Source organism: Bradyrhizobium sp. NBAIM01 (assembly GCF_020194115.1).
Taxonomy (GTDB): Bacteria; Pseudomonadota; Alphaproteobacteria; order Rhizobiales; family Xanthobacteraceae; genus Bradyrhizobium; species Bradyrhizobium yuanmingense.
The window spans coordinates 259,018-281,681 of record NZ_JADYVU010000002.1 but is presented as its reverse complement, the minus strand read 5'-3'; the positions used below and the strand labels follow the sequence as shown (position 1 = coordinate 281,681).

The following is a 22,664-nucleotide window of genomic DNA, read 5'->3' as shown; positions in this document are numbered from 1 at the left end:
AAATGGACTCTTTCGAACTCAACAAGATTCTCGGCGCCGTGTTCGGCACCTGTCTCTTCCTGCTGGTGACGAGCTTCACCGCGAGTGCGCTGTTCTCCCCCAAGATGCCGGAAAAGCCGGGCTTCGAGATCGCGGTCAAGCAAGATGCCGGCTCCGGCAAGGAGGGCGCCGCTGCCGCCGCACCGTCCGAACCGATCGAAAAGCTGCTCCAAACCGCCTCCGTCGAGAAGGGCGCCGCGGCCGCCAAGAAGTGTGGCGCCTGCCACACCTTCGAGAAGGGCGGCCCGAACCGGGTCGGTCCGAACCTCTATGGCGTCGTTGGCGAGCCCAAGGGCCAGGGCCGTGGTGGCTTCAACTTCTCGGCCGCCATAAAGGCCAAGGGTGGCAACTGGAGCTTCGACGACCTCAACAAGTTCCTCGCCAATCCGAAGGGCTTCATTCCGGGCACCGCGATGGGCTTTGCCGGTGTTGCCAAGGATTCCGAACGTGCCGATATCATCGCCTATCTGAATTCGCAGTCGGAGAAACCTCAGCCGCTGCCGACGGCGTCAAAATAAGGTCCCAAGAACCGGCGCTCGAATACGGCCAGGCTGAAAAGTCTGGCCGTTTCCTTATCCGGGCCTCGCGGCGACGTTATCGGGGCGTTTGGCCGCATCCGATAGGCCGGCCGGGCTTCCAAGATGAGGAAAAAGCAACATATTCGGTCGAAACCTCGCCTATATTGGGAACTTAAAGGAGTAGCCTCCTTCAAGACAGGGATGTTGATTTGGCCATTACCCGACGCGATCTCCTGCTCACCGGCACTGCAGCCGCAGCGCTTCCAGCCCTTGGCTCCCTCGCGGGCGTTCCCGTCGGCGTGGCGCATGCGCAATCAGCAACTGAGCTGCCTTCCGGCGGGTTGCCTTGGCGCCACGCGCTGTCGCTGTTCGGAAAGGTCAAGTACCCCGCCGACTTCAAGCGCTTCGACTACGTCAATCCGGACGCCCCCAAAGGCGGTGTCGCGCGCCAGATCGCCGTCGGCACGTTCGACAATTTCAACATCGTTGTCTCGGGCGTGAAGGGCCAGGTCGCTGGTGCCGTCGCGTTCATCTATGAATCGCTCCTGACGCAGTCGCTCGACGAGGTCTCGACCGAATACGGCGCGCTGGCCGAAGCGGTCAGCCATCCCGACGATTTTTCCTTCGTCACCTATCGCCTGCGCCCGCAGGCGAAATGGCATGACGGCAAGCCTGTTACGCCGGAGGACGTGATCTTCTCGCTCGATTCCTTCAAGAAGAACCATCCGATGTACTCGGCCTATTACAGCCATGTGGTGAAGGCCGAGAAGGTCGGCGAGCGTGACGTGAAGTTCGTGTTCGACGCACCCGGCAACCGCGAGCTGCCGCTGATCGTGGGACAGCTGATCGTCCTTCCGAAACATTGGTGGGACGGGACGGACGCGCAGGGCCGCAAGCGCGATATCGCCACCACCACGCTGGAAGTGCCGCTCGGCTCGGGCCCTTACAAGGTCAAGGAATTCGTCGCAGGACGCTCGATCGCGCTGGAGCGCGTCAAGGACTATTGGGGCCGCGATCTTCCCATCAATGTGGGCCGCAATAATTTCGATGAGCTGCGCTACGAATATTTTCGCGACGGCACCGTTGCGATCGAGGCCTTCAAGGCCGACCAGGTCGATTGGCGCACCGAGAACAGCGCGAAGAGTTGGGCGACCGCCTATGATTTCCCGGCCGTGACCGAAAAGCGGGTGATCCTCGAGGAATTCGTCAATCGCAGCTCGGGCGTGATGCAGGCCTTCGTGCCGAACCTGCGCCGCGCCAAGTTCAGCGATCCGCGCGTGCGTCGTGCGCTCAACTACGCGTTCGACTTCGAGGAGATGAACAAGCAGATCTTCTACGGCCAGTACAAGCGCATCAGCAGCTATTTCGACGGCATCGAGGAGCTGATGGCAACGGGGTTGCCGCAGGGTAAGGAGCTCGAAATTCTCGAGACCGTCCGCGCCCAGGTACCGCCCGAGGTCTTCACGACGCCCTACACCAATCCTGTCGGGGGTAATCCGGAGGCGGTGCGCGACAATTTGCGTGAGGCGCTGCGCCTGTTCAAGGAAGCCGGCTACGAGGTGCGAGATCGCAAGCTGGTCGACGTCAAGACCGGTGCGCAGTTCTCGCTGGAATTGCTCAACTCGGATCCCAGCTTCGAACGAATTACGCTGTTCTACAAGCCGTCGCTGGAGCGGCTCGGCATTGCGGTGAGCGTTCGGACGGTCGATCCGACCCAGTATGAGAACAGGACGCGCGAGTGGGACTTCGACATCGTGACGAACTCCTGGGGCGAGTCGCAATCGCCGGGCAACGAGCAGCGCGAGTTCTGGTCCTCCAAATCGGCCGACATCGCCGGGTCGCGCAACATCGCCGGTATCAAGAATCCGGCCGTGGACAAGCTGATCGAGCGGGTGATCTACGCCACTGATCGCGACGATCTCGTCGCGGCCACCAAGGCCCTCGACCGCGTGTTGCTGTGGAATCACTACGTCGTGCCGCAATGGACCTACAACAAGGTGCGCACCGCGCGCTGGGATCGCTTCGGCCGGCCGACGGAATTGCCCAGGTATGGTCTGTCCGGCTTCCCGTTCATCTGGTGGTACGACGCAGACAAGGCGGCACGGATCGCAAAGAAATCGTGAAGGACAATCCCCGCATGACGCAGATGTCACGCCGCCATGTGCTGGTCCTGGGTGTTGGCGGCGCCCTCGGGGCGTCCGTCGGCGCGCCGCTGCTGCGCAGCGCGCGAGCATCGGAAGCGGCGACCGAGGCGCACGGCATGTCGGCATTCGGCGATCTCAAATATCCCGCCGACTTCCGTCATTTCGATTACGTCAATGTCGACGCGCCGAAAGGCGGCACGTTCTCGCTGATCCCGTCGGTGCGGGCCTACAATCAGTCCTACCAGACCTTCAACTCGCTCAACGCCTTCATCCTGAAAGGCGACGGCGCACAAGGTATGGGTATGACGTTCTCGCCGCTGATGATCCGCGCAGCTGACGAGCCCGACGCAATGTACGGGTTGGCGGCCAAATCCGTGCAGATATCGCCGGACAAGCTGGTCTACCGCTTCGCGATGCGACCCGAGGCGAAATTCCACGACGGGACCAGGCTCACCGCCCACGATGCAGCCTATTCGCTGACGACTCTGAAGACCAAGGGGCATCCGCTGATCACCGTGCAGATGCGCGACATGGTCAGTGCCGAAGCCCTCGACGATGCGACGCTCGTCGTCACCTTCGCCAAGGGGCGTGCACGCGACGTGCCGCTCTATGTCGCCAGCCTGCCGATCTTCTCGAAGGCGTACTACGCCTCCCGCCCGTTCGATGAATCGTCGCTGGAGATTCCGCTCGGCTCGGGCCCGTACAGGGTCGGCAGGTTCGAGGTCAATCGCTACATCGAGTTCGAGCGCGTGAAGGACTGGTGGGCCGCTGATCTGCCGCCCTGCCGCGGCAGCTATAATTTCGATGTCGTCCGCTATGAATTCTATCGCGACCGCGACGTCGCCTTCGAGGGCTTTACCGGCAAGAGCTATCTTTATCGCGAGGAGTTCACTTCGCGCATCTGGGCGACGCGCTATGACTTCCCCGCGGTGAAGGAAGGCCGAGTCAAGATGGAGGTCGTGCCCGACGATACGCCCTCCGGCGCGCAAGGCTGGTTCATCAATACGCGGCGCGACAAATTCAAAGACCCCCGCGTGCGCGAGGCCCTGATCAACGCTTTCGATTTCGAATGGACCAACAAGACGATCATGTACGGCGCCTATGCCCGCACGGTGTCGCCGTTCCAGAACTCGGACCTGATGGCTGGCAATGCGCCGCCTTCGCCGGAAGAGCTGAAGCTGCTGGAGCCGTTTCGCGGCCAGGTTCCTGACGAGGTGTTCGCGGCGCCGTTTACGCCGCCGGCCTCCGACGGCTCCGGACAGGACCGCAGCCTGCTCCGCAAGGCGCAGCAATTGCTGACCGAGGCCGGCGTGCCCATCAGGGACGGCAAGCGGGTGCTGCCGAACGGCGAATTGTTCAAGATCGAGTTCCTGCTGGATGAGCCCTCGTTCCAGCCGCACCACGCGCCTTACATCAAGAATCTCGCGACGCTCGGCATCGAAGCGAGCGTGCGCCTCGTCGATGCCGTACAGCACAAAGCCCGGCAGGAAGATTTCGATTTCGACATGACCATCCAGCGCTTCAGCATGTCGGCGACGCCAGGCGATGCCATGCGCGCGTTCTTCTCCTCGCAGGTCGCAAACACCAAGGGCTCGTACAATCTGGCTGGCGTCGCCAGTCCGGCGATCGACGCCATGATCGAGAAGATCATGGCGGCCGACAGCCGCGAAGACCTGACCGTCGCCTGCCGCGCCTTCGATCGCCTGTTCCGCGCCGGCCGGTATTGGGTGCCGCAATGGTACAACAAGACGCACCGGCTGGCTTATTGGGATCAGTTCGGACATCCGCCGAAGCTGCCGCGCTATGCCAACGGCGTCGGCGCGCCCGACATCTGGTGGTATGAGCCCGCCAAGGCGGCCAAGCTCGAGCAGGCAAAATAGCCATGAGCGCCTATATCGCCCGCCGCCTCCTGCTAATGATTCCGACCCTGCTTGGGATCCTCTTCGTGTCCTTCGTCGTGGTGCAATTCGCGCCCGGCGGCCCGGTTGAACGCGTGATCGCGCAGCTCTCGGGCGCCGACACCGGCGGCACCTCGCGCATATCGGGCGGCAGCGATTTTGCGCAGCGCGCGCCGGGGCAGGTCGGTGCGGGCGGCGATTCCGTCAACTCGAAATATCGCGGCGCGCAGGGCCTCGACCCCGATTTCATCAAGAAGCTGGAAGTGCAGTTCGGCTTCGACAAGCCGGCGCCGGAACGCTTCCTGCTGATGGTGTGGAACTTCGCCCGCTTCGATTTCGGCAAGAGCTATTTTCGCGACGTCAGCGTGCTGCAGCTCATCAAGGAAAAGCTGCCGGTCTCGATCTCGCTTGGCCTCTGGCTAACACTTCTGACCTACCTGATCTCGATCCCGCTCGGCATTCGCAAGGCCGTGAACGACGGGGCGCGGTTCGACACCTGGACCTCGACGGTGCTCGTGCTCGGCTATGCCATCCCCGGTTTTCTGTTCGCCATTCTCCTCATCATCCTGTTTGCCGGCGGCTCCTTCTTCAACTGGTTCCCGCTGCGCGGACTGACCTCGGACGGCTGGTCGCAGTTTCCCTGGTATTGGAAGATCATCGATTATTTCTGGCATCTGACGTTGCCACTTATCGCCATGGGGCTAGGTGCCTTCACCACCATGACGTTCCTGACCAAGAATTCGTTCCTGGATGAGATCCGCAAGCAATACGTCATGACCGCCCGCGCCAAGGGCTGCAGCGAGAACCGGGTGCTCTATGGCCACGTCTTCCGCAACGCGATGCTGATCGTGATCGCCGGCTTCCCCGGCACTTTTATCCACGCCTTCTTTTCCGGCTCGCTGCTGATCGAGACCATCTTCTCGCTGGACGGGCTCGGACTGCTCAGCTTCGAGAGCGTGCTCAATCGCGATTATCCCGTGGTGTTCGGCACGCTCTACATCTTCTCGCTGGTCGGCCTCGTGATCAACCTGATCTCCGACCTGACCTATATGTGGATCGACCCCCGGATCGATTTCGAAGCGCGGGAGGTCTGATGACGATCACCGCGCCGACGCCGATTGAGACCACAGCGAAGTCGCCGCTCGGCGATGCCGTTCCGATCACGCGCAAGCCGTTCGCTCCATCGCCGCTTAACCGGCGGCGGTGGCAGAACTTCAAGGCGAACCACCGCGGCTACTGGTCCTTCTGGATCTTCATCGGCCTGTTCGTGATCTCGCTGTTCGCCGAGCTGATCGCGAACGATCGGCCCTTCCTGATCAAGTTCGATGGCCGTCTCTATTGGCCGGCTTTCGTCACCTATTCGGAGACGACGTTCGGCGGCGATTTCGAGACGGCGGCCGATTACCGCGACCCCTACTTGCAGAAGCTGATCAAGGAGAAGGGCGGCAGCATCGTCTGGCCGCTGATCCGTTACTCCTACGATACCCACAATCTCGATCTGCCGACGCCGGCGCCGTCGCCGCCGACCTGGATGCTGACGGAGAAGCAGTGCAAGCCGGTGGTGGAGAAGAAGGGACTGAAGAGCTGCCGCGATCTCGAATACAATTGGCTCGGCACCGACGATCAGGGCCGCGACGTGGTGGCGCGGCTGATCTACGGCTTCCGCATCTCGGTGCTGTTCGGCCTTTGCCTCACCATCGTTTCGTCGGTCATCGGCATCGCGGCGGGTGCGGTGCAGGGCTATTTCGGCGGTTGGGTCGATCTGATCTTCCAGCGTTTCATCGAGATCTGGACCGCGATTCCATCGCTGTATCTTCTCCTGATCCTGTCCTCGGTGCTGGTGCCCGGTTTCTTCGTGCTACTCGGCATCTTGCTGCTGTTCTCCTGGGTCTCGCTGGTTGGCCTCGTGCGGGCCGAATTCCTGCGCGGGCGCAATTTCGAATACGTCCAGGCGGCACGTGCGCTCGGCGTCTCCAATCCTCTGATCATGTTCCGCCACCTGCTGCCTAACGCGATGGTCGCGACCATGACGTTCCTGCCGTTCATCGTTTCGAGCTCGGTGATGACGCTGACGGCGCTCGATTTCCTCGGCTTCGGCCTGCCACCGGGATCGCCCTCGCTCGGCGAATTGCTCTCGCAGGCCAAGGCCAATGTGCAGGCACCGTGGCTCGGCTTCTCCGGCTTCTTCTCGGTCGCGATCATGCTCTCGCTGTTGATCTTCATCGGTGAAGCCGTGCGCGACGCCTTCGACCCGCGCAAGACGTTCAGGTAAGGCCATGGATGCGATCAACCAGCCCCTGCTCGCCGTTCGCGACCTCTCGGTGGCCTTTCACCAGGGCGGCGCCACCACGCTTGCGGTCGACAAGGTCTCGTTCCAGATCAAGCGCGGCGAATGCGTGGCGCTGGTCGGCGAATCCGGCTCCGGCAAATCGGTCAGCGCGCTCTCGGTCCTGAAGCTGCTGCCGTATCCGAATGCCTCCCATCCGTCCGGCAGCATCCGCTTCAAGGGCCAGGAGTTGATCGACCAGTCCGAGCAGCAGATGCGGGAGATCAGGGGCAGCGACATCTCCATCATCTTCCAGGAGCCGATGACCTCGCTCAATCCGCTGCACACGATCGAGGCGCAGATCGGCGAGATCATCCAGCTGCACAATCCGACCAGCAATGCGCAGGCCCGCAAGCGGACGCTGGAGCTCTTGACCCAGGTCGGCATTCCCGATCCAGAGACGCGGCTGAACAGCTATCCGCACCAGCTCTCCGGCGGCCAGCGCCAGCGCGTGATGATCGCGATGGCGCTCGCCAACGAGCCGGATCTTCTGATCGCGGACGAGCCGACCACGGCGCTCGACGTCACGGTGCAGGCGCAGATCCTGGCGCTGCTCGCCGAGATCCGCGCGCGGCTCGGCATGAGCCTGCTGTTCATCACCCACGATCTCGGCATCGTGCGCCGGATCGCCGACATCGTCTGTGTCATGAAGGGCGGCGTGATCGTCGAGCAGGGTCCGGTCGAGCAGGTCTTCAAGACCCCGAAACATCCCTATACACGCGACCTGCTCGCGGCGGAGCCCAAGCCCGATCCGGCGCCGCCGCAGCCGAATGCGCCGGTGGTGATGTCGGCCAATGACCTAAAAGTCTGGTTCCCGATCAAGCGCGGCCTGATGCGCAAAACGGTCGGTCACATCAAGGCGGTCGATGGGGTCAGTGTCGCCGTACGCAAGGGCGAGACGCTCGGCGTGGTCGGCGAATCCGGCTCGGGCAAGACCACGCTGGGGCTGGCGCTGCTGCGGCTGATCTCCTCGAACGGACGCATCGTGTTCTTAGGGAACGACATCCAGGGCCTGCGCTTCAAGGAGATGCGTCCCTTCCGGCGCGACATGCAGATCGTGTTTCAGGATCCGTTCGGCTCGCTCTCACCGCGCATGTCGGTCGCCGACATCATCGCCGAGGGCCTGTCCGTGCATCAGCCGGCGCTCTCGCGCGAGGAACGCGAGGCGCGCGTGGTCAAGGCACTCGAGGATGTCGGACTCAATCCGGAGACGCGCTTCCGCTATCCGCACGAATTCTCCGGCGGCCAGCGTCAGCGCATCTCGATCGCGCGCGCGATCGTGCTGGAGCCTGATTTCGTCGTGCTGGACGAGCCGACCAGCGCGCTCGACATGCTGTTCCAGGCGCAGATGGTCGATCTGTTGCGCGAGCTCCAGCGCAAGCGCGAGCTCACCTACATGTTCATTTCGCACGATTTGCGTGTCGTCGCCTCGCTCGCCAGCCACCTCATCGTGATGCGCGGCGGCAAGGTGGTCGAGGAGGGGCAGGCGGCCGAATTGTTCAGGAATCCGAAGACGGATTATACCCGAGCGCTGTTCGCGGCCGCGTTCCGGCTGGAGACGGCCGGGAACGGGGCGGTGGCGACGTAGCGCTCCGTCAGAGCCGCTTGATCGCGACGACCTCGCTGCCAGCCGCCTTGATCCGCGCGATCGCCGGCTCGATCGGCTCGATCACCGTTGCCATGTGATGCGCATTGGCGTGAACCATGGTGGTGGCGTCGCGCACGATGGCGACATGACCTTTCCAGAAGATCAGATCGCCGCGCTGCGAGCTGCTCCGCTCGTGCGGCTCCAGCGTGCGGCCGAGACCGGCGAGCTGCATGTCGCTGTCGCGCGGGCAGCCGATCCCGGCTGATGTCAGCGAGACCTGGACGAGGCCGGAGCAATCGATGCCAAAGCTGCTCTTGCCGCCCCAGAGATAGGGCGTGCAGACGAAGCGCTCGGCCACCGCGACGAAATCCGGCTCGCGATGATCGAGCGGGATGAGGTGCGTTCTCGGCAGATATCTGCCGTCGTGCGTCACGGCGAAGCTGCCGTCCTCGCGCGCCACGGCAAGCTTCGATCCCATCACGAGCGTGTCGGCCGGCGGCAGCTTGATCGAGGGGCCGGGGAACGCAAACGTCCGCAGTGCGCCGACCAAGTGCGTTGCGGCAGCCGACGGTTTTGCGAGCGCCGCATCCGGGAGCCAGCCGACATAGCCATCGCTACTGAGCTGGCCCCAGGCCCAACCCTCGCCGTTGCGGTCGTAGATGGTGACGCGTTCGCCGCGCAGCGCTTCGGTCATCAACGTCGCGTTCGAGGACGGCTGCTCGCGCATGGGCGCGATCGGCTCAACGACCTCGAACTCGTCACCCTCGACGAAGCGCTGCGCCTCGACCTTGCCTTCGAGATATTTGGCGGCAAGGTCGCCCCGCGCCGGCGTCAGCCTCGGGTCGTGTCCTGGATCAGGCATAGCGCTCGCTCAGCAGTGCGTAGATGGCGCGTGCGGCCTGGCATTCGCCGCCCTCGGGCCGCGCCGGCTTCGCCGACGGCGTCCAGCCATAGATGTCGACATGGAGCCAGCTCTTGGCGTGCTCGACGAAGCGTTGCAGGAACAGCGCGCAGGTGATCGAGCCGGCGAAACCGCCCGAGGGTGCATTGGTGATGGTGGCGGCCTTGGAGTCCAGCCAGGCATCGTAGGGCGGCCACAGCGGCATGCGCCACAACGGATCGTTCTCCCTCATCGCGCAGCGCGCGAGGTCGGCAGCTAGCGTCTCATCATGGGTGTAGAACGGCGGCAGATCCGGCCCCAGTGCGACGCGGGCGGCGCCGGTCAGCGTGCCCAGGTCGATCAGCAGATCGGGCTTCTCCTCATCGGCCAGCGCCAGCGCGTCGGCGAGCACGAGGCGGCCTTCGGCGTCGGTGTTGCCGATCTCGACGGTGATCCCTTTGCGCGAGGTGAAGATATCGAGCGGACGGAAGGCATTGCCGGCGATGGCGTTCTCCACCGCCGGAATCAGCACGCGCAGCCGCAGCTTCAGCTTCGCATCCATCACCATGCGCGCCAGCGCCAGCACGTTGGCTGCGCCGCCCATGTCCTTCTTCATGATCAGCATGCCGCTCGACGGCTTCAGGTCGAGCCCGCCGGTGTCGAAACAGACGCCCTTGCCGACCAGCGTCACCTTGGGATGATCAGGATCGCCCCAGACGATGTCGATCAGCCGCGGCGCGCGGCTGGAGGCCATGCCGACGGCGTGGATCAGCGGAAAGTTCTTCGCCAGCTCTTCGCCGACGGTGCAGGAAAAGCTCGCGCCGAACTCGGTGGCGAGCGCTTGCGCGGCCGCGGCGAGCTCATCCGGGCCCATGTCGTTGGACGGCGTGTTGATGAGGTCGCGCGCGAGCATTGCCGCATCGGCAATCCGCTCGATCTCGGCCGCGTCGACACTGTCAGGCGGCACCAGCCGGATCTCGGGGCGATCTGCCTTGCGGTAGCGGGCAAAGCGGTAGCAACCCAGTGCGAAGGCGAGCGCGGCCAGCCGCGCATCGTGCGGTGCATTGGCAAACCGATAGGTGCCGGGCGGCAAGAGGCCGGGCAGGGCGCCGGGCCGAAACAGGTCGCGCGATCTTGCATCCTCTTCCTCGAGCCCGAACAGCACCTGCGCAATGGTGCCGTCGGTCGCGGGCAGCGCCAGATAGCTGCCCGGCTTGGCGGCGAAGGCGCTGGCACGCGCGAACTGGCGTTGCGCCGGCGGCAGCGTTTCGGCGACCTGATCCCAGCTCGATTTGGTGACGAAGGTGATCGGGGTGGCGGTGGATGACGTCTCGAAGACAGAAGGCATTGGCGGGTCCGGATCGTCAGTTCAGGCGAGTCATGCGAACGGACGAGACTTCGCAGAGTTTGGCCGCCGCTGCAATCGGCTTTGCCGTCACCGTTCAGCGAGCCGCTACTCGCCGCAAGGTGGGCATGCGGTTCGATGCGCTCGACGAGATCCGCGAGCGGCTTGCCATCGAGTATCGACCGGGCGCGACGAAACCGTCCGCGGACAAATCTCGTATCTCACGCCGAGAGCTGCCGTTCGCAACGCCACGGCCGCAGGGCTTTACTAGCGCTTAGGTTGTGGCATTATCGACGAGCATTTTAGATTGTGTCGCTTGTTCTGCATGAGCCCGAACGCAGACACGCGGCGGTATGGTGCTTGCCCAGGTTGGGTCGATACGGCTGAATCTGCTCGTCGAAGCATTTTTCTCATTGTTTGGGCGGCGCAGCATATGCAGATGAGCGGCGCAAAATGGATAGATCGTTCGTTGTTGCGCAGATTTCCGACCTGCATCTGGACGGGTCGGGCCGGCTGCTTCCGGCCATCGAGACGCTCAGGGCCGCGATTTGCGAGAAGATGGCGGCTGCCGCGAATGTTCCCGATCGCATCCTGCTGATCACGGGCGATCTGGTGGACGACCCAACGCCGCGCGCGCTCGACGAGGCGCTCGCCGTCGTCGCATGCTTCCGGCAGACGGGGCTATTCACCGACATCCAAGCCGTGGCAGGCAATCACGACGTCAAGCGGCCGAGCCAGCGTGCGGGCCGTCACGACGCCTACGATTACCTGCACCTGCCGCGGACGGCGAAGAATGTCTATTACCGTCAGGCAGGCCTCGACCTGGTGCTGCTCGATTCCAATCGCGCCAACTTGAAGGCGCTCGCGAGCGGCAAGATCGACGAGAGCGCTTACAAGGCGATGGTCGCCGATTCCGCCCGGCTGAGCGCCGAGGTCGCGGGAAGCATCGGTTCGGCCGGGTGCGCCGACTACGCCGAGCCGGCGGAAAATCTGGTTCGTGTGCTGGCCCTGCACCATCACCCACTGCCGCAGGCCACCGGCGAAGGAAAGCGCTTTCTAGGCATGCCGGACGAGCCGCTGATGTATCTCGCCGCACCCGCGACCTTCCTCGAGGCCGCCACCTCGCTCAACGTCGATCTGGTTCTGCACGGTCATCGCCATGTCGAGGGGCTGACCCGCTATTCCATCCCCGATCCGCGTGCGACGTCGAGCGAGAGCGGTGAGGCGTTCTGGCGCACGATCTACGTGCTCTCCTGTCCGTCCTCGACCGGGCAAGCCGGCGACGATGCCGGTTTCAACCTCGTCCATTTCGGCCCCGCGTCCCATGCCGGCCGCAACGAGCACCGCTTCGCGATCACCCGCTATACGAGGCTCCGCAACGATGCGGCCTTCAGGCCGCTCGATTCCAACCTGCCGGGCGGCGTCATCAGGCTGCCGGCGGGGCGGGACTTTTCCCGCGATCCGGCCGTCCAGTCGGCGATCGAGGCGGCCTCGTCCCGCACACTGAAACGCGACCAGGTCGCGGCGATCGTCCGCCGGCTGTTCATGCGTGGCAGCTTTTACGATGGGGCGGAGCCGAACTGGGCGATAGCGCTCTACACCTACATGGTCTCGGCCCATGCCTGGGCGGAGCTCGAGCGTAAGGCCGCGAGATCCCGGCCGGGATTCGACAGCGACGCGCTCGCCGCGGTGAAGACGTTGCTCGGCCGATTGATCGAGCAATCCGCTGACGTGCTCGGCATCGATCGCGCTCAGCTCGATGAGCTCTACGGGAGAGGCCTGATCAATTGTAACGACTTCCTGCGTCAGGTGCCGCGGCTGCCTTCTGAAGGTGTCGACGTTCAGCGGCGGGGGCGGCAGAGGCTGCAACTGCTGCTGGAGCTGGATCAGCAGGTGCAGGCGCTCGGCCCCGATCTCGGCCTCGGCGGCAAAGCGCCGCCGCAACCATCGCCGGCGTGAGAGAAGCGCGTCTGAGCGCTGTTAACCGGCCGTTAGGGTTAACATTCTACTGCTGACACGTTCGGCTCGATCGAGCAGCTCGAGAGTCAAAGCGTCATGCGTCAACGGATCAGGCTTACCCGGCTACTTGCTTCGACGTCGCTGGTCGCGACGGTGGCGATGAGCCTCGGCGGCTGCACGGCGATGTCGAAGCTCTCGGAGGTGACGGGCTCGGTCGGCCCCCGGGCGGACGCGGCCTCCGCCGATCGCGCGCCCACCGATCCGGCGCGTGCGGTCGAAGCCTATGGCGAGCGCTACCGCGCCAATCCCAAAGATGCCGACGCCGCGCTCGCCTATGGACAGGCCTTGCGCGCCAACGGCCAGCGCGCCCAGGCCGCCGCCGTGCTCGAGCAGGCGACCATCGCCAACCCCGGCAACAAGGCGCTGCTTGCCCAGTACGGCCGCGCGCTCGCCGACAACGGCAATTTCCAGCAGGCCTTCGACGTGCTGTCGAAGGCGCATTCGCCCGACAATCCGGACTGGCGCCTGCTCTCGGTGCAGGGCACCGCGCTCGACCAGATGGGCCGTCATGAGGAGGCGCGATCCTATTACGCGAGCGCGCTCAAGATCGCACCGGGTGATCCCGGCGTGCTCTCCAACCTCGGCCTGTCCTACATGCTGTCGAAAGAGCTGCCGAAGGCGGAAGAGGCGCTGCGGCAGGCGCATGCCTCGCCGCGTGCCAGCGCCCGGGTCCGGCAGAATCTCGGCCTGGTCGTCGGCCTGCAGGGCCGCTTCGCGGAGGCGGAGACCATCGTCAAGGCGGACCTGCCGCCGGACCAAGCTGCGGCCAATGTCGCCTATCTCAAGGAGATGCTGAGCCGTAGCGAGGCCCCGCGCGGCGCGCCGAAGCGGACGCCGGTCGCTTCGCTGAGCCAGCCCGGCTGATCATCTGACTTCCTGGCCTTGGTGGCGGACCGTACGGTCCAGCCCGGCTCATTGCATCTCGGTGACCTTGATGGCGGTGGGTCCGAGAATGACCACGAACAGCACAGGCAGGAAAAACAGGATCATCGGCACCGTGAGCTTCGGCGGCAGCGCGGCCGCCTTCTTCTCGGCCTCGTTCATGCGCATGTCGCGATTTTCCTGCGCCATGACGCGCAGGGAATGGCCGAGCGGAGTGCCGTATCGTTCCGCCTGTTGCAGCGCCAGACACACCGACTTGACGCCCTCGAGCCCGGTGCGCCGTGCCAGGTTCTCATAGGCGACCTTGCGATCCTGCAGGTAGGACAGCTCGGCCGTGGTCAGGGTGAACTCCTCCGACAGCGCGATCGACTGGCCCACGATTTCGGTCGCAACTTTCCGGAATGCCATCTCGACCGACATGCCCGATTCGATGCAGATCAGGAGCAAATCGAGCGCGTCGGGAAACGCACGCTTGATCGAGAGCTGGCGCTTGGAGATCGCATTCCTGAGGAACAGCATCGGCGCCTGGAGGCCGAGATAGGCGGCGCCGATACAGATGCCGATCTTGATCGGCATCGCCTGTTGCATGTTTCCGATCACGAACACGTAGAGGGCCGAGCCGATCAAGAACACGATCGGGGCGACCATGCGGGCAAACAGGAAGGTGATGTAGGGCGCCTGGCCGCGGTAACCCGCCATGATGAGCTTGTCCCGCGCAGCCTCCTGCGCGAGCCACTTGGTCAGGTTGAAGTCCTCGACCACCTTGGAGACGAGTTGCTTCGGCGTCTGGCGCAGTGAAACCTTCTCGCTCTTGTTGAGACGCTCACGCTCGCGCTGCCGGATGCGTTCACGCTCGCTCGCCACCGCCTTCATGCGCTTGGAGAGGCCCTCGCCGGCGAACAACGGCATCACCAGCGTATAGACGGTGGCGCTCGCGGCGATCGCCGCGAGCAGCATGGTCATGAAACGGACGTCGTGCAGTTTCGAGACGAGGAATTCGACCATGCGACACCGTCAGAAATCGAAGTTGATCATCTTCTTCATCACCAGGATGCCGATCGACATCCAGACGACGCAGCCGACCAGCATCAGCTGGCCGGTGGGATGAGTCCAAAGCACCGAGATGTATTGCGGCGTCGTGAGATAGACCAGGAACATCACGATCGGCGGCAGCGAGCCGATGATGCCGGCCGAGGCCTTGGCTTCCATCGACATCGCCTGGATCTTTTCCTTCATCTTCTTGCGGTCGCGCAGCACCTTGGAGAGGTTACCGAGCGCTTCGGAGAGGTTGCCGCCCGATTTCTGCTGGATCGACACCACGATCCCGAAGAAATTGGCTTCCGGCAGTGGCATGCGCTCGTAAAGCCGCGCGCAGGCCTCGCCCAGCGGCATGCCGATCGCCTGCGTCTCGATGATGGCCAGAAACTCGCTGCGCAGCGGCTCGGGCGAATCGGCGGCTACGACCTTGATCGATTCGAACAAGGGCAGGCCTGCCTTGATGCCGCGGACGATCACGTCGACCGCGTCGGGCAGTGCAGCCAGGAACTTGGTTTCGCGACGCTTCTTGAGGAAGCCGAGTGCCCAGCGCGGCAGGCCGAAGCCGCCGGCAAAGGCAAGACCGGCGGCGCCGATCAGGCCCCCGCCCGCGAACATAGCGGCCGCGAAAAAAACGCCGGCCACCACGGCGGACACGGTCCAGAACTTCTGCGGCGTCCAGTCGAGCCCGGCCTGCGACAGGCGGACGCTGAGCGGAGCGCTCTTCTCCTGGGCGCGCCGCGCCTCGAGGTCCTTCAGCGTGGACTCGACCTGCTCGCGGCGAGAGCGCTGGGTTTTCTCGGCCTGCCGGGCCGTGGGCGCTTCGGCGCGCGCGACCGAGGCACGGCGGCTTTCCGCCTTTCGCTCCCCAGACAGCACCGGATAGAGGAATACCCAGGCGATGCCACCCACTGCTGCGGTGGCGAGGAAGGCGAGGGCGAGGACCTGCATGTTCATGGCGCTGCCAATCTGCTCACGTCTTCGGCGCGACTTCCGCCGCGTCGAGCGCCGCGGCGAGGCGCTTCTCCTCGCCGTAATAGCGGGCGCGGTCCCAGAACTTCGGACGGCCGATGCCGGTTGAGCGGTGCCGGCCGATGATCTTGCCGTTGGCGTCCTCGCCGACCATGTCGTAGAGGAAGATGTCCTGGGTGATGATGGTGTCGCCTTCCATGCCCATCACCTCGGTGATGTGGGTGATGCGGCGGGAGCCGTCGCGCAGGCGCGCGGCCTGGATGATGACGTCGATCGAGGCGCAGATCATCTCGCGAATTGTTCGCGACGGAAGGGAAAAGCCGCCCATCGTGATCATGGATTCGCAGCGCGACAGCGCCTCGCGCGGGTTGTTGGCGTGCAGCGTGCCCATCGAGCCGTCATGGCCGGTGTTCATGGCCTGCAGCAGGTCGAAGGCTTCGGGTCCGCGGACCTCGCCGACGATGATGCGTTCGGGACGCATACGCAGGCAGTTGCGCACCAATTCGCGCATCGTGACCTGGCCCTCGCCCTCGATGTTGGGCGGACGGGTTTCCAGCCGCACCACGTGAGGCTGCTGCAGCTGGAGCTCGGCGGCGTCCTCGCAAGTGATGACGCGCTCGTCGTGCTCGATGTAGTTGGTGAGGCAGTTGAGCAGGGTCGTCTTGCCCGAGCCGGTACCGCCGGAAATCAGCACGTTGCAGCGGACGCGGCCGATGATCTGAAGGATCTCGGCGCCTTCCGGCGTGATCGCGCCGAACTTGACGAGCTGATCCAGCGTCAGCTTGTCTTTCTTGAATTTGCGGATGGTGAGCGCGGGGCCGTCGATCGACAGCGGCGGCACGATGGCGTTGACACGGGAGCCGTCGGCGAGGCGCGCGTCGCAGATCGGCGAGGATTCGTCGACGCGCCGGCCGACCTGGCTGACGATGCGCTGGCAGATATTGAGAAGCTGCTGGTTGTCGCGGAAGCGGATGCCGGTACGCTGGATCTTGCCGCCGACCTCAATGTAGACGGTGTTGGCGCCATTGACCATGATGTCGGCGATGTCGTCGCGCGACAATAGCGGCTCGAGCGGGCCGTAACCGAGGACGTCGTTGCAGATGTCGTCGAGCAGCTCCTCCTGCTCGGCGATCGACATCACGATGTTCTTGATCGCGATGATCTCGTTGACGATGTCGCGGATTTCCTCGCGCGCGGACTCCGAATCGAGCTTGGCGAGCTGGGCGAGGTCGATGGCCTCGATCAGCGCGCCGAAGATGGTCGCCTTGACCTCGTAATAATTGTCCGAACGCCGGCTCTCCATGGCCGGAGGCGGCGGAGCCTTGGCGGGCGCAAGCGGCGGCGAGGCGACGGCCGGCGGAGGCGGAGCGCGCGAAACCGTCGGCGCCTGAGCCGGGGCAGGCTCGAGCGACACGGCGCCGGGCTTGGGTGCCCGAAGGTCGGTGTCTGTTCCGCTACGCTTACCGAACACTTAACAACTCCATGCGGCGGCTTATCTTCCCCGCAACTTCTCAATCAGAGGTGAAAGCAGGGACGACTTTTGCTTCTTGGTCTCGCTGCGGCCGGTCAGGCGCTGGGCGATCTGCAGGAACATCTCGATCGACTTGTGGTTGGCGGAGATCTCCGCGATCATCTGGCCGTTGTTGGCCGCCGAGCCGAAGATCTGCGGTTCGAACGGGATCGAGACGACCGGCTGGCTCTCGATTGCCTTGGCGAACTCCGCGGCGGCGATCTCGGGCCGTTTCGGCACGCCGACCTGGTTCAGGCAGTAGAGCGGCGGCCGGTCGTTGGGGCGCGCGGCCTTCAACAGATCGAACAGGTTCTTGGTATTGCGCAGATTGGCGAGGTCGGGCGCGGCCACGATCAGGATGTCGTCCGCCCCGATCAAGGCCCGCTTGGTCCAGCCCGACCATTGATGCGGAACGTCGAGCACGATGCAGGGCATGGTAGAGCGCAGCGTGTCGAATACGGCATCGAACGCGTCAGTGCCGAAATCATAGACCCGGTCGAGCGTCGCAGGCGCCGCCAGCAGGCTGAGATGGTCGGTGCATTTCGACAGCAGGCGGTCGATGAACGCGGTGTCGACGCGGTCAGGCGAGAACACGGCGTCGGCGATACCCTGCGGCGGATCCTGGTTGTAGTCGAGCCCGGCGGTGCCGAAGGCGAGGTCGAGATCGGCGACGACGGCGTCCATCGCGAGGTCTCGCGCGATCGCCCACGCGACGTTGTGCGAGATGGTCGAAGCCCCGACGCCACCCTTGGCTCCGACCACGGCGATGATGCGGCCGACTGCCTTGGCTTCGGGGGCCGAGAACAGGTTGCAGATCGAGCGTACGACGTCGATCGCGCCGACCGGCGCGAGCACGTAATCGCTGACGCCGCGGCGCACCAGCTCGCGATAGAGCGTGACGTCGTTGATGCGGCCGATCACCACCACGCGGGTGCCGGCATCGCAGACGGTGGCGAGCTGGTCGAGTCCGCCCAGCAGGTCGTTGCGACCGTCGCTCTCGAGCACGATCACGTTCGGCGTGGGAGCCGAGCGGTAGGCTTCGATCGCGGCCGCCATGCCGCCCATCTGGATCTTCAGGTGAGCCTTGCCGAGACGGCGATCCTCGCCGGCCGACTGCACCGCGGCGGCCGTCTCCACGGTTTCGCAGAAGGCCTGAACTGAGACGCGCGGCGCAGGCGCAATATGCTCCTCGACCGGCGGAGGAGCTGCTGCCGGCTGCTCTTCGTGTGTCTGGCGCGCGTAACTGATCATTTGCCGGTGTCGCTGAGTTTGGCCCTGTCGGCCTCGGGATAGGTGGTCGCCGTCGTCGTTCCCTTGCGATACTTCTCGAACCCGGTGATGCGCCGCGGCGTGTATGACGGAGTTTCGGGCCGCGGCTGCTCAAGATCCGACGGATTGTCGACCATGGCCGCGAGGTTGCGCTGATAAGCGCAGCCGTAGTTGTAATAGTCCTTGTTCTCGAACCAGCGCTTGTTCTTCATCGAGGGTCCGATGTCTTCCGGCCACAGGCCGCAGGGACCGGCGACTGCGGCAATCCTGGAATAGGTGAGCCGGATCGGGGGGAGGAAGCGCTTGTCTTGCGGCTGGTAGGGGTGAAGGCTGACGCCGCGCGGCGGAACGCCTGCCGCCGCCAGCATCGCCTGGATCTCACGCATCGTATCGGCGACCGGGCGAGCATTGGGCGTATTGGAGGGCACGTCGATGCGAATCGCGCCGGTGCCTTCTTGCAACCACGCCGATGCCACGCCCATCACGTCAGCGCGTTGGGCCGCGGTTAATCCGCCGCGGGCATGACCCACGAAGACGACGATCGAGCGATTCTGCTCCTCGACCGCGATCGGATGGCGCTGCTTGTAGTCGTCGGGAATGGATGCCGTGAGGACTTCGTCGTGCTGGCAGCCCCCGACCGCGAGCGCGAGGCCGATGAGCGCGCCACCGAGGCTGATGGCGCGCTTGCGAAGCTGGGGTGGTCTCGTGATCATCGTGAAATCCCCGTTCCGCCTCAGTCGGTAATGAAGCCGTAGGTGCCGCGGTAGTTCTTGGCCGCTTCGGTCCGGCCCGGCACGCCGTAGATCCGGTTGATATTGCCGATCAGCTGCGCCTGCGGATCCGCAGGCGGGGCGAAGCCGTCATCCGGCCGCGACAGGTCTTTCGGCGCCACCGCGCGGACCACATAGGGCGTCACGATCACGACCAACTCGGTTGCATTGTTGACGAAGTCGCGGCTGCGGAACAGCGTGCCGAGGATCGGGAGCTGCATCAGCCCCGGCATTCCGTTGACAGCTTGCTTGGTCTGCTGCTGGATAAGGCCGGCCATCGCCATCGCGCCGCCGGACGGAATTTCCAGCGAAGTCTCTGCGCGGCGTGTCTTGATTGAGGGTACCGTCAGCGAGTTGACCGTGTTCGAGGTCACCGCCTGCGACAGCGTGATCGCATTCTCATTGGACAGTTCGGAGACCTCGGTCATCACCCGCAAGCTGATCTTGCCTTCGCTCAGGACCACAGGCGTAAAGTTGAGTGAGATGCCGAACTTCTTGAAGCTGATCTGAGTGGTACAGACGCGCGTGACGGGATCGCACGAATAACCTGCCGGCACCGGAAATTCGCCGCCGGCGAGAAAGGTGGCGGACTCCCCGGAGATCGCGGTCAGGTTCGGCTCGGCAAGCGTCCTGATCACGCCCGCGCTCTCCATCGCACGCAGGGTCGCCTGCACCGAAGGCGTCGCGCCGAAACTCGCAGTGAGATTGTTGCCATCCACCAGATTACGGCCGAGGGCCGTGAACGGGTTGGAGTTGCTGAAGCTCACCACCGATGTGCCGTAGTTGAGGTTGGCGGTGAGGTCGATACCGAGCTGCTTGACGATCGTACGCGCGACTTCGGCAACGGTCACCTTGAGCATGACTTGGTCGCGGCCGCGCACCACGATCGAGTTCACCACCTTGTCGACGCCGCCGGCCAGGCGCGCAGCGAGCTCGTTGGCCTGTTGCGCCTCCATAGGGTTGGCGGCCGTGCCGGACAGGACGATACCGTCGCCCAGGCCGTCGATCTGGATGTCTGAGTTGGGCAGAACCTGCTTCAGTGCGGCCCGCACGCCGTTGAGGTCGCGCTTCACCGCGATGTCGTAGGCCGCAATCTGCTGCCCGGCGGAATCGAAGAACACGATATTGGTCTGGCCGACCGCGGCGCCGATGATATAGGCGCGCTGTGCGGAGCGGACCACCGCATTGGCGATCTTGGGATCGGCGACCAGCACGTCCTTGATGTCGCGCGGCAGGTCGATCACGACCGACTTGCCGATGCCGAGCGAGAGGAAACGCGCGTTGATCTGGCCGTCCGCCGCGGCCTGCGGCAGAGGGCGGTAATCGGCGGCGACCGCCGGGGCGATCGTCGGGCTGAGCGCCAGCGCGAGGGCGGCCGAAAACGACAGGGCGCGGACCAGTGAGGTCCGCATCGTCGCCGAATCTGCCCTGTATTTGATGTCGACTGTCTTCATCGTGCCTTAGCCGCCTGACTTGGAATGCCGTAGCGAATGATCGAGACACCGTCGCGCTTCTGCGCGGAGTCATCGAGCGTGATCTCGCTCATCTTGACGTCGACGATGCTGCGCAGCGCCAGCGACAGCGTGCCGCTCTGACGCGCCGCGGAGAGCGTTGCGGTCTGCGCGGGATTGAGCTCGAGGGTGACGGTCTTGCCGATCACCGCGTTCTGCCCGTCCTTCTCCTTGGGTGCCTGGTCGATGGCCAGGACCCGGATATTGGCCAGGATGATCTCGGAGGTGACGATGTCGGGAGCGCCGCTGCTCTGATCCGGGTTCTTGAGCCGGCGGGTGAGCAGGACGTCGACGCGGTCGTTGGGCAGGATGAAGCCGCCCGCGCCGGTCTCCGGCGAGATCTCGGTCGAGATCGCCCGCATGCCGGTGGGCAGGATTGCCGCCATGAAGCCGGAACCTTCGGCCTTGACCAGCTTCTGGTCGCGGATCGGCTCGCCCTGGATGAAGGGCGCGCGCGCGATCGAGCCGGTCACCTGGGTCGCACCGTCGGGGCGCTCGTTGCGTCGGATGAAGGTGGCGCTGGCGGTCGCGGTCGGCCAGGTCTGCCATTGCACGTCTTCGGGCTTCACGGTCTGGCCGAGGCCGATATCGTTCTTGGCCACAAGGACGTCGACGGTCGGCAGCTGTGCGACCGGAACCGGAGGCGGCGCAGAATTGTCGGAGCCGCTCGCCAGGTACGCGGCGACGCCGCCGGCGCAGATGGCGACCGTCAGGACGACAATGCGTGCCCTATTCATACGCTTCAACTTTCCAACAATACGCCGCGACGCTGCCGCCGCCGTGATCGGCAGTTGACCAGCTATTCGTCAAAGCATGGTTAATGAGGCGTATCTAAATCGCCTTAACGCCGGGTTTACCCGGGGCGTTCAGCGCAGCGCGAGGCGAGCGAGGTCGATCGTCTTCACCCATTCGGTCTCCGGGTAGACCATCAGCGCGCTCAGCGCGAGCGCGATGCCGTAGGGAATGCCGCTCTCCTTGGCGTGCAGCCGTGCGAGCCAGGCCTGTCCTGCCAGCCCGTAAGGCAGCGGCCACTGCCGGAACTGCAGCAGGAGCAGCGTCAGCGCGCCGCCGAAGAGCGAGGCGTAGAGCAGGAAGTTCATCAGATGTGGGAAGCCGAACCAGAGCGCGACGGAGGCAGCGACCTTGGCGTCGCCGCCGCCCACCCAGCCCATGGCGAAGCAGGTGAAGGCCACGACCAGAACGAGCGCACCGGCGCCGACATGACTCAGCATCTCGTAAGGTGCCATGCCCCCGGCGAGGGCGAGCGCGAAGAAGCCCGCCACCAGCGCCAGCGATACGCGGTTCGAGATCGTCATCGTGAAGAGATCGCTCGCGGCGGCGAACGCCATCAGGGCCGGGAAGAGCAGAAGGCGCGCAAGGTCGAGAATCATGGGCTGCGTCTTGAGGCCTGGGTTTGTCGCGGGAGCTGCTTCGGGCGATGCTAGCGCGCGATGCTAAACAAACCGACAACGGCGGCACGGGCGCGCCCGGGCCCCGGCCGACGAACGCGCTTTCACCAGAAGCTGGCAATACGTGCGGCGAGCGCGACCGTCGCAACCAGCAGCGCAAGGCAGATCCAATAGACCGGCGAGCCGGCCTGCGCCGCTTCGGTCTCGTGGGCCGCGACCGCGGCATCGGTTCTGAACTCGTGCAACGCCACTGGAACTCGCCGTCTTCAGAAAAACAAACGCCCCGGAGGTCCGGGGCTTTTGCCGTCGTTCGTGGACCCGCTTACTTCAGCGAGGTGCTGATCGAGCTGAACTTGGCGTTCAGCGTGGTGCCGAGATTGTTGACGACGGTGATGATGGCCAGCGCGATGCCGGCGGCGATCAGGCCGTATTCGATGGCGGTCGCGCCGGATTCATCCTTCGCGAAACGCGCAATCAAGTTCTTCATGAACAAAACTCCGTCTGGGTGGGGACCGCCTCGTTCGGCGCTGTCGTTGACGCGACGACCAT

Annotated in this window: 21 protein-coding genes; 9 read left to right on the top strand and 12 right to left on the bottom strand. The window is 64.5% G+C overall.

What is annotated here, in order from left to right; all coding sequences use genetic code 11:
• Positions 1 to 2: 2 nt before the first annotated feature.
• The 6 genes from I6F31_RS07695 (at position 3) to I6F31_RS07670 (ending at position 8,513) form a co-directional block, all read left to right on the top strand.
• Positions 3 to 557, top strand: a complete 555-nt coding sequence (locus I6F31_RS07695; protein ID WP_225126432.1) for a c-type cytochrome — start codon at positions 3 to 5, stop codon at positions 555 to 557.
• Positions 558 to 766: 209 nt separating this feature from the next.
• Positions 767 to 2,680 carry an extracellular solute-binding protein gene (locus I6F31_RS07690; protein WP_036021576.1) on the top strand — a complete coding sequence of 638 codons (1,914 nt, stop codon included), beginning with the start codon at positions 767 to 769 and terminating at the stop codon, positions 2,678 to 2,680.
• 14 nt (positions 2,681 to 2,694) lie between these two features.
• Positions 2,695 to 4,581 (top strand): extracellular solute-binding protein, encoded by a 1,887-nt coding sequence (locus I6F31_RS07685; RefSeq protein WP_225185207.1) that lies wholly within the window; start codon positions 2,695 to 2,697, stop codon positions 4,579 to 4,581.
• 2 nt (positions 4,582 to 4,583) lie between these two features.
• Positions 4,584 to 5,693 carry a microcin C ABC transporter permease YejB gene (locus I6F31_RS07680; protein WP_035998032.1) on the top strand — a complete coding sequence of 370 codons (1,110 nt, stop codon included), beginning with the start codon at positions 4,584 to 4,586 and terminating at the stop codon, positions 5,691 to 5,693.
• Entirely contained in the window at positions 5,693 to 6,871 is a 1,179-nt protein-coding gene (locus tag I6F31_RS07675; protein WP_036021579.1) for an ABC transporter permease, read from the top strand. The genes I6F31_RS07680 and I6F31_RS07675 overlap by 1 nt, the downstream gene beginning before the upstream one ends.
• A gap of 4 nt (positions 6,872 to 6,875) precedes the next feature.
• Positions 6,876 to 8,513, top strand: a complete 1,638-nt coding sequence (locus tag I6F31_RS07670; protein WP_225146388.1) for an ABC transporter ATP-binding protein — start codon at positions 6,876 to 6,878, stop codon at positions 8,511 to 8,513.
• Positions 8,514 to 8,520: 7 nt separating this feature from the next.
• Here I6F31_RS07670 and I6F31_RS07665 read toward each other — a convergent pair whose 3' ends face one another.
• Both I6F31_RS07665 and I6F31_RS07660 read right to left on the bottom strand, forming a co-directional pair.
• The gene (locus tag I6F31_RS07665; RefSeq protein WP_225126427.1) at positions 8,521 to 9,375 is read right to left on the bottom strand and encodes an NlpC/P60 family protein; all 855 of its coding nucleotides are present in this window, start codon (positions 9,373 to 9,375) and stop codon (positions 8,521 to 8,523) included.
• Entirely contained in the window at positions 9,368 to 10,741 is a 1,374-nt protein-coding gene (locus I6F31_RS07660) for a leucyl aminopeptidase family protein (protein ID WP_225185206.1), read from the bottom strand. Before I6F31_RS07660 ends, I6F31_RS07665 begins: the two co-directional genes overlap by 8 nt.
• Before the next feature lie 59 nt (positions 10,742 to 10,800).
• Here I6F31_RS07660 and I6F31_RS07655 point away from each other — a divergent pair, with 59 nt between their 5' ends.
• The 3 genes from I6F31_RS07655 (at position 10,801) to I6F31_RS07645 (ending at position 13,621) form a co-directional block, all read left to right on the top strand.
• Complete coding sequence (locus tag I6F31_RS07655; RefSeq protein WP_225185205.1) at positions 10,801 to 11,016, top strand: hypothetical protein; 216 nt, start codon at positions 10,801 to 10,803, stop codon at positions 11,014 to 11,016.
• A gap of 175 nt (positions 11,017 to 11,191) precedes the next feature.
• Positions 11,192 to 12,697, top strand: a complete 1,506-nt coding sequence (locus I6F31_RS07650) for a metallophosphoesterase (RefSeq protein WP_225185204.1) — start codon at positions 11,192 to 11,194, stop codon at positions 12,695 to 12,697.
• Positions 12,698 to 12,793: 96 nt separating this feature from the next.
• The gene (locus I6F31_RS07645) at positions 12,794 to 13,621 is read left to right on the top strand and encodes a tetratricopeptide repeat protein (RefSeq protein ID WP_036021589.1); all 828 of its coding nucleotides are present in this window, start codon (positions 12,794 to 12,796) and stop codon (positions 13,619 to 13,621) included.
• Positions 13,622 to 13,669: 48 nt separating this feature from the next.
• Here I6F31_RS07645 and I6F31_RS07640 read toward each other — a convergent pair whose 3' ends face one another.
• The 10 genes from I6F31_RS07640 to I6F31_RS07595 form a co-directional block, all read right to left on the bottom strand.
• Complete coding sequence (locus tag I6F31_RS07640; RefSeq protein ID WP_036021591.1) at positions 13,670 to 14,644, bottom strand: type II secretion system F family protein; 975 nt, start codon at positions 14,642 to 14,644, stop codon at positions 13,670 to 13,672.
• Between the two features lie 9 nt (positions 14,645 to 14,653).
• A complete protein-coding gene (locus I6F31_RS07635; RefSeq protein ID WP_057028159.1) occupies positions 14,654 to 15,631 on the bottom strand; it encodes a type II secretion system F family protein in 978 nt (325 codons plus the stop codon).
• Positions 15,632 to 15,647: 16 nt separating this feature from the next.
• Positions 15,648 to 17,117, bottom strand: a complete 1,470-nt coding sequence (locus tag I6F31_RS07630) for a CpaF family protein (RefSeq protein WP_225185203.1) — start codon at positions 17,115 to 17,117, stop codon at positions 15,648 to 15,650.
• Positions 17,118 to 17,138: 21 nt separating this feature from the next.
• Entirely contained in the window at positions 17,139 to 18,407 is a 1,269-nt protein-coding gene (locus I6F31_RS07625) for an AAA family ATPase (RefSeq protein WP_035998070.1), read from the bottom strand.
• The gene (locus tag I6F31_RS07620) at positions 18,404 to 19,138 is read right to left on the bottom strand and encodes a CpaD family pilus assembly protein (protein WP_035998073.1); all 735 of its coding nucleotides are present in this window, start codon (positions 19,136 to 19,138) and stop codon (positions 18,404 to 18,406) included. Before I6F31_RS07620 ends, I6F31_RS07625 begins: the two co-directional genes overlap by 4 nt.
• A 20-nt stretch (positions 19,139 to 19,158) precedes the next feature.
• The gene (locus I6F31_RS07615; protein ID WP_225185202.1) at positions 19,159 to 20,649 is read right to left on the bottom strand and encodes a type II and III secretion system protein family protein; all 1,491 of its coding nucleotides are present in this window, start codon (positions 20,647 to 20,649) and stop codon (positions 19,159 to 19,161) included.
• Positions 20,646 to 21,443: a Flp pilus assembly protein CpaB gene (gene cpaB, locus I6F31_RS07610; protein WP_035998075.1), complete on the bottom strand. Its 798-nt coding sequence runs from the start codon at positions 21,441 to 21,443 to the stop codon at positions 20,646 to 20,648. Before cpaB ends, I6F31_RS07615 begins: the two co-directional genes overlap by 4 nt.
• A gap of 129 nt (positions 21,444 to 21,572) precedes the next feature.
• Positions 21,573 to 22,097: a prepilin peptidase gene (locus I6F31_RS07605; protein ID WP_035998077.1), complete on the bottom strand. Its 525-nt coding sequence runs from the start codon at positions 22,095 to 22,097 to the stop codon at positions 21,573 to 21,575.
• A 122-nt stretch (positions 22,098 to 22,219) separates the two neighbouring features.
• On the bottom strand, positions 22,220 to 22,360 hold the full coding sequence (locus I6F31_RS07600) for a hypothetical protein (RefSeq protein WP_162131143.1): 141 nt from the start codon (positions 22,358 to 22,360) through the stop codon (positions 22,220 to 22,222).
• A 77-nt stretch (positions 22,361 to 22,437) separates the two neighbouring features.
• Positions 22,438 to 22,602: a Flp family type IVb pilin gene (locus I6F31_RS07595; protein WP_025033956.1), complete on the bottom strand. Its 165-nt coding sequence runs from the start codon at positions 22,600 to 22,602 to the stop codon at positions 22,438 to 22,440.
• Positions 22,603 to 22,664: the final 62 nt, after the last annotated feature.